Source organism: Glaesserella parasuis, assembly GCF_002015085.1.
Lineage (GTDB): Bacteria > Pseudomonadota > Gammaproteobacteria > Enterobacterales > Pasteurellaceae > Glaesserella > Glaesserella parasuis.
The window spans coordinates 1-6,342 of record NZ_MUXW01000079.1 but is presented as its reverse complement, the minus strand read 5'-3'; the positions used below and the strand labels follow the sequence as shown (position 1 = coordinate 6,342).

Below are 6,342 nucleotides of genomic sequence, written 5' to 3'. Positions count from 1 at the left end.
AAAGTTTCCTTTGTTGATGAAGTCCCATAGCACACTATGTGCTATGGAGTTTTAAAAAGTTAAAAATTATTTTTTACGCGCTTCGATAACTGCTGCTGCAACGCTTGTTGGAGCTTCAGCATATTTTAACGGTTCCATTGAGTATGATGCACGACCTTGAGTTTGTGAACGTAAGTCTGTTGCATAACCAAACATCTCTGAAAGTGGAACTTCAGCATTGATTTTAACAACGAACTCGTTCGCTTCTTGGCCGTTTACCATAGCACGACGACGGCTTAAGTCACCGATAACGTCCCCCACATAATCTGGTGGAGTTTCAACCTCCACTTTCATAATTGGCTCAAGTAGAACTGGGTTTGCTTTAGCGAACGCTGCTTTGAATGCTAATGACGCTGCTAATTTGAACGCTAATTCTGATGAGTCAACATCGTGGTATGAACCGAAGTGTAAACGTACACCTAAATCCACTACTGGGTAGCCCGCTAATGGACCAGATTTAAGTTGTTCTTGGATACCTTTATCAACCGCAGGGATATATTCACCAGGGATTACACCGCCTTTGATTTCGTTCACGAACTCGTATCCTGGACCTTCTGGATCTAATGGATATAAGTCGATAACAACGTGACCATATTGACCACGACCACCTGATTGTTTTGCGTGTTTACCTTCAACATCATTAACACGAGTACGGATAGTTTCACGGTAAGATACTTGTGGTTTACCGATGTTTGCTTCCACCTTGAACTCACGTTTCATACGATCAACGATGATGTCTAAGTGTAACTCACCCATACCTGAAATGATGGTTTCGCCTGACTCTTCATCTGTGTGAACACGGAATGAAGGGTCTTCTTGTGCTAAACGACCTAATGCTAAGCCCATTTTCTCTTGGTCAGCTTTAGTTTTTGGTTCTACCGCAACAGAGATTACTGGCTCTGGGAATTCCATACGCTCAAGAATGATTGGTGCTTCTTGCGCACATAATGTATCACCTGTACCCACATCTTTTAAGCCGATTGCTGCAGCGATGTCGCCTGCACGAACTTCTTTGATTTCATCACGTTTGTTTGCGTGCATCTGTACGATACGACCGAAACGCTCACGTTTTTGTTTTACAGAGTTATAAACTGTATCACCAGAGTTAATTACACCTGAGTACACACGGAAGAAGGTTAAGTTACCTACGAATGGGTCAGTTGCAATTTTGAATGCTAATGAAGAGAATGGCTCATCATCGCTTGCGTGACGCTCGCCTGGTGTACCATCTTCATTGATACCTTCGATTGCTGGAATGTCTGTTGGTGCTGGTAAGTAGTCGATTACCGCATCAAGCATTGCTTGAACACCTTTGTTTTTGAATGCAGAACCACAGCAAACTGGGATTATTTCACCTGAAAGTACGCGTTGACGTAATGCAGATTTAATTTCTTCTTCAGTTAATTCTTCACCTGCGAAGAATTTTTCCATTAACTCTTCTGAAGCTTCTGCTGCTGCTTCTACAAGGTTGTTACGCCATTCTTCACAGTCAGCAAGCATTTCTGCTGGAACATCTTCATAAGTGAACGTCATACCTTGGTCAGCTTCATTCCAGTTGATCGCTTTCATTTTGATGAGGTCAACTACGCCTTTGAAGTTTTCTTCAGCACCGATTGGAAGTTGAAGCGGAACAGAGTTACCACCTAAACGAGTTTTGATTTGTTCAACAACGCGTAGGAAGTTTGCACCAGTACGGTCCATTTTGTTTACGAACGCAATACGTGGAACTTGGTATTTGTTAGCTTGACGCCATACAGTTTCAGATTGTGGTTGAACACCACCAACTGCACAGTAAACCATTACCGCACCGTCAAGAACACGCATTGAACGTTCTACTTCGATTGTGAAGTCAACGTGTCCAGGAGTATCGATAACGTTGATACGGTGTTGTGGATATTGTTGCGACATACCAGACCAGAACGCTGTTGTTGCAGCTGAGGTGATTGTGATACCACGCTCTTGTTCTTGTTCCATCCAGTCCATCGTCGCTGCACCATCGTGTACTTCACCGATTTTGTGACTTACACCTGTATAGAAAAGGATACGCTCAGAGGTAGTTGTTTTACCTGCGTCGATGTGAGCACTGATACCGATATTACGATAGCGCTCAATGGGAGTTGTACGAGCCATTATTATTACCTTTTTGGGAATCTAATGTGAATTTGTTTATATAGTAATAGGCTTCATCGCAAATTTTGAGATGAAGCCTACAAACATCAAAAGCTTATTACCAACGATAGTGAGCAAACGCTTTGTTAGCTTCAGCCATACGGTGAACATCTTCACGTTTTTTCACTGCTGAACCTTTGTTGTCTGCTGCATCTGAAAGTTCGTTAGCTAAACGCATTGCCATTGATTTGTCACCACGTTTACGTGCTGCTTCAACGATCCAACGCATTGCTAAAGCATTACGACGAGTTGGACGAACTTCTACTGGTACTTGGTAAGTAGAACCACCAACACGACGAGATTTAACCTCAACAGTTGGACGCACATTTTCAAGTGCGATTTCGAATGCTTCTAACGCTTCTTTACCAGAGCGTTGAGCTAATGTTTCTAACGCACCGTAAACGATTGACTCTGCGATAGATTTTTTACCATCAACCATTAAAACGTTGATGAATTTTGCAAGTAATTCTGAACCGAACTTCGGATCTGGAAGAATTTTGCGTGGTTCAATACTACGACGACGTGGCATTGCAATTTCTCCGTATTATAAATCTTCAGGATATCCAAAACTCATCCTTTGCGACAAAGCGCCTTTGACTGGAGTTTATGGTTTAAATATTAATTTAGACGTTTGGCCTTACTTAACGGAGATCCATTAAGACTTAGGACGTTTAACGCCGTATTTAGAACGACCTTGTTTACGGTCTTTAACGCCTGCACAGTCAAGTGCACCACGTACAGTGTGATAACGTACACCTGGTAAGTCTTTAACACGACCACCACGGATTAATACAACACTGTGTTCTTGAAGGTTGTGACCTTCACCACCGATATAAGAAGTTACTTCAAAACCGTTTGTTAAGCGGATACGACATACTTTACGTAACGCTGAGTTTGGTTTTTTAGGAGTTGTAGTGTATACACGAGTACACACACCACGTTTCTGCGGGCAAGCCTCTAATGCAGGAACGTTGCTTTTTACAACCTTTTTCACACGCGGTTTGCGTACTAGCTGGTTGATAGTTGCCATTAATAAAGCTCCAGTTAAAATAAAAAACAATAAAAAAGCCTTTCACAGACGAAAGGACGGTGAATTCTAGAGCTAATGAAGCAGAGTGTCAAGTGCTTTAACTTTTCGCCTTTTGATCTGATAAATAGCGCCAATAATATTATTTCCTTATAATAGGCATATTCATCTTTATTAAAGGCATACTCTATGACTCAAATGAAAATTGGTGTGTTACTCGCAAACTTAGGCACCCCTGACGAACCTACAACACCTGCAGTTAAACGCTATCTCAAACAATTTTTAAGTGATCCACGTGTTATCGATCTACCCAAGTGGAAATGGCAATTTATTCTCAATTTTATGGTGTTGCCTAAACGTGCACCAAGAGTTGCCGAAGCCTATAAAAGCATCTGGACAGCAGAAGGTTCGCCTTTGCTTTCCATTTCTCGCCAGCAACAAAAAGCGGTTCAATCCTATTTCAATGCCAAAAATCCAAATGTCATCGTAGAATTAGGCATGAGCTATGGCAACCCAAGCATTGACAGTGCAGTAGAACGCTTGATTAAACATGGCGTGGAGAAAATCATTGTACTTCCGCTTTACCCACAATATAGCTCAACGACAACAGCTTCCGTGTTTGATGCCTTTGCTCGTGCACTTACACAACATAAGAAAGTCGTTCCTTTTGAATTTATCCATAACTATCATAATGAGCCTTTATATATCAAAGCTCTCGCCAATACCGTTCAATTAGAAAAAGATGAGTTACTCCTCTTCTCTTTTCATGGCATACCTGCTCGTTATGAAACTGAAGGCGATTTCTATGCAGAGTATTGCCGTAAAACGGCACATTTAGTTGCAGAGCAACTCGATCTCACGGAAAAACAGTGGCACATTTCTTTCCAATCTCGCTTTGGTAAAGAAGAATGGCTCAAACCTTATACTGATGAAACCTTAATGGGCTTTCCAGCCAAAAACATCAAAAAAGTGGCAGTTATCTGCCCAGGCTTCTCCGCAGACTGTTTAGAAACCATAGAAGAGATTGCAGAAGAGAATCGTGAAAACTTTGAGCACGCGGGTGGAGAAAGTTACCGCTATATTCCTGCGTTAAATGCCAATAGCGATCATATCCGCTTACTCGTTAAACTTATCGAAGACAAATTAGCTTAATTTTATAAAGCCTTTTTCTCTCTATCTTTGGGGAGAAAAAGGCTTTTTCCTTCACATAATTCACTCCACAATTTAAATTTTTAAATGAAATTCAATAAAACTGGAATTTTATTTAATAAAGTTTAATTAAATCATATTTTGTTTATATTTTTATTTCTAACTATTGTTGACTTAATAGAAATTGGTTAACTTCTTTTTGCACCCAAAATGGAGTGTATTAATCAAAATATACAGGAGTTAAACCATGAAACAAATTACAACAATTATAAATCCTTTTCGTCTTGATGATTTAAGAGAGGCGGTTTCTGATCTTGGCATACATGGTATGACAGTCACAGAAGTCAAAGGCTTTGGTCGTCAAAAAGGGCATGTCGAAAACTATCGTGGTGCTGAATACGCAGTGGATTTCCTACCTAAAATCAAGGTGGAAATTGCTGTCAGTGATGATGTTGTCGAGGATGTCATTAGCGCAATTCAGCAATCCGTTAAAACAGGCAAAGTAGGTGATGGAAAGATTTTTGTCACCGAGATTGAACGTGTTATCCGTATTCGAACGGGTGAAACAGACGACGATGCTCTATAAGACAATAAGGATATGATTATGAAAAAATTATCAATTTTACTTGGACTTTCTCTTTTACCCACTTTGAGCCATGCCGAAACATCTTGGTGGCAACCATTATCAGCCCTAAATAGTGGTGATACTGCATGGGTCATGATTTCTGCGATTCTTGTTCTCTTTATGACGATTCCAGGACTCGCCTTATTCTACGGCGGTATGGTGCGTAAGAAAAACGTACTTAGCACAATGATGCACAGTTTTTCTGTAACCGCTTTAATTTCAGTATTATGGATTACAGTCGGCTACTCCTTAGCTTTCACCGAAGGTAATGCGTTTATCGGTGGTTTTGATCGTCTATTCTTATCTGGTATGGGATTAGATCTTGCTAAAGAAATGACGACCATTGCCCCTAACGCTAGTACGATACCTGAAGCCGTATTTATGTTTTTCCAAATGACCTTTGCTGTGATCTCTGTGGCGATTATTTCAGGTGCCTTTGCAGAACGTATGAAATATTCCGCAATGATGTGGTTCTCTGGACTTTGGTTCTTACTGGTTTATGTACCGACTTGTCACTGGGTTTGGGGCGGTGGCTTTATGGCTGAAGGCGGTGTTTTAGACTACGCTGGTGGTACAGTTGTACACATTAACGCAGGGGTTGCAGCTTTAGTGGCTGCGATTGTAGTCGGCAAACGTGTCGGCTATGGTAAAGAAGCAATGCCACCACACAACATGGTTTACACTTTAATGGGTACAGCAATGCTTTGGGTTGGCTGGTTTGGCTTCAACGCAGGTTCTGCCGTGGCGGCAAACGCCTCTGCGGGTATGGCGATGGCAGTAACACAAATTGCAGCAACTTTCGGTGCATTAACTTGGTTAATTTGTGAAAAAATCGCAGGACATCGCCCTTCGGCATTAGGTTTAGCTTCAGGAGCAGTGGCAGGATTGGTTGGTATCACACCAGCAGCAGGTTTTGTTGATCCGCAAGGTGCCATCTTTATTGGAATTATCACTGCTGCAGTTTGTTACTTCGCTGTTTCAGTACTCAAACACAAATTAGGTTACGATGACTCTTTAGATGCTTTTGGTATTCACGGTTTCGGTGGTATTGCAGGTGCTGTCTTAACGGGTATCTTCTTCAACAACACGATTTTTGGTGGCGAAGCGACTGTAGGTAGCCAAGTGTTAACACAATTAAAAGATGTGGTCATTACCGTGCTTTATAGTGGTATCGTGAGTTTCATTCTCCTCAAAATCATTGAGAAAATCACAAAAGGCTTACGAGTGGAACGTGATGAAGAACGTGAAGGTTTGGATATTACCATCCATGGCGAGCGTGTTGAATAACGATTAACAAGACAATCGAACTTACAAGCGGTAAGATGGACTAAGT

At 41.3% G+C, this 6,342-nt stretch carries 6 protein-coding genes; 3 read left to right on the top strand and 3 right to left on the bottom strand.

The genetic code is table 11. The features are described 5' to 3' along the window. Positions 1-66 precede the first annotated feature (66 nt). The 3 genes from fusA to rpsL form a co-directional block, all read right to left on the bottom strand. Positions 67-2,169: an elongation factor G gene (gene fusA / locus B0183_RS11645; RefSeq protein WP_021117923.1), complete on the bottom strand. Its 2,103-nt coding sequence runs from the start codon at positions 2,167-2,169 to the stop codon at positions 67-69. Between the two features lie 97 nt (positions 2,170-2,266). After that, the gene (gene rpsG, locus B0183_RS11640; RefSeq protein ID WP_021112943.1) at positions 2,267-2,737 is read right to left on the bottom strand and encodes a 30S ribosomal protein S7; all 471 of its coding nucleotides are present in this window, start codon (positions 2,735-2,737) and stop codon (positions 2,267-2,269) included. A gap of 126 nt (positions 2,738-2,863) precedes the next feature. Beyond that, positions 2,864-3,238 (bottom strand): 30S ribosomal protein S12, encoded by a 375-nt coding sequence (rpsL, locus tag B0183_RS11635; protein ID WP_005708967.1) that lies wholly within the window; start codon positions 3,236-3,238, stop codon positions 2,864-2,866. Positions 3,239-3,424: 186 nt separating this feature from the next. Here rpsL and hemH point away from each other — a divergent pair, with 186 nt between their 5' ends. From hemH to B0183_RS11620, 3 genes are all read left to right on the top strand, one after another. After that, a complete protein-coding gene (gene hemH, locus B0183_RS11630; protein WP_021112924.1) occupies positions 3,425-4,387 on the top strand; it encodes a ferrochelatase in 963 nt (320 codons plus the stop codon). A gap of 244 nt (positions 4,388-4,631) precedes the next feature. Beyond that, a complete protein-coding gene (locus B0183_RS11625) occupies positions 4,632-4,970 on the top strand; it encodes a P-II family nitrogen regulator (RefSeq protein WP_021112915.1) in 339 nt (112 codons plus the stop codon). An 18-nt stretch (positions 4,971-4,988) separates the two neighbouring features. Further along, a complete protein-coding gene (locus B0183_RS11620) occupies positions 4,989-6,296 on the top strand; it encodes an ammonium transporter (protein WP_021112960.1) in 1,308 nt (435 codons plus the stop codon). Positions 6,297-6,342 lie beyond the last annotated feature (46 nt).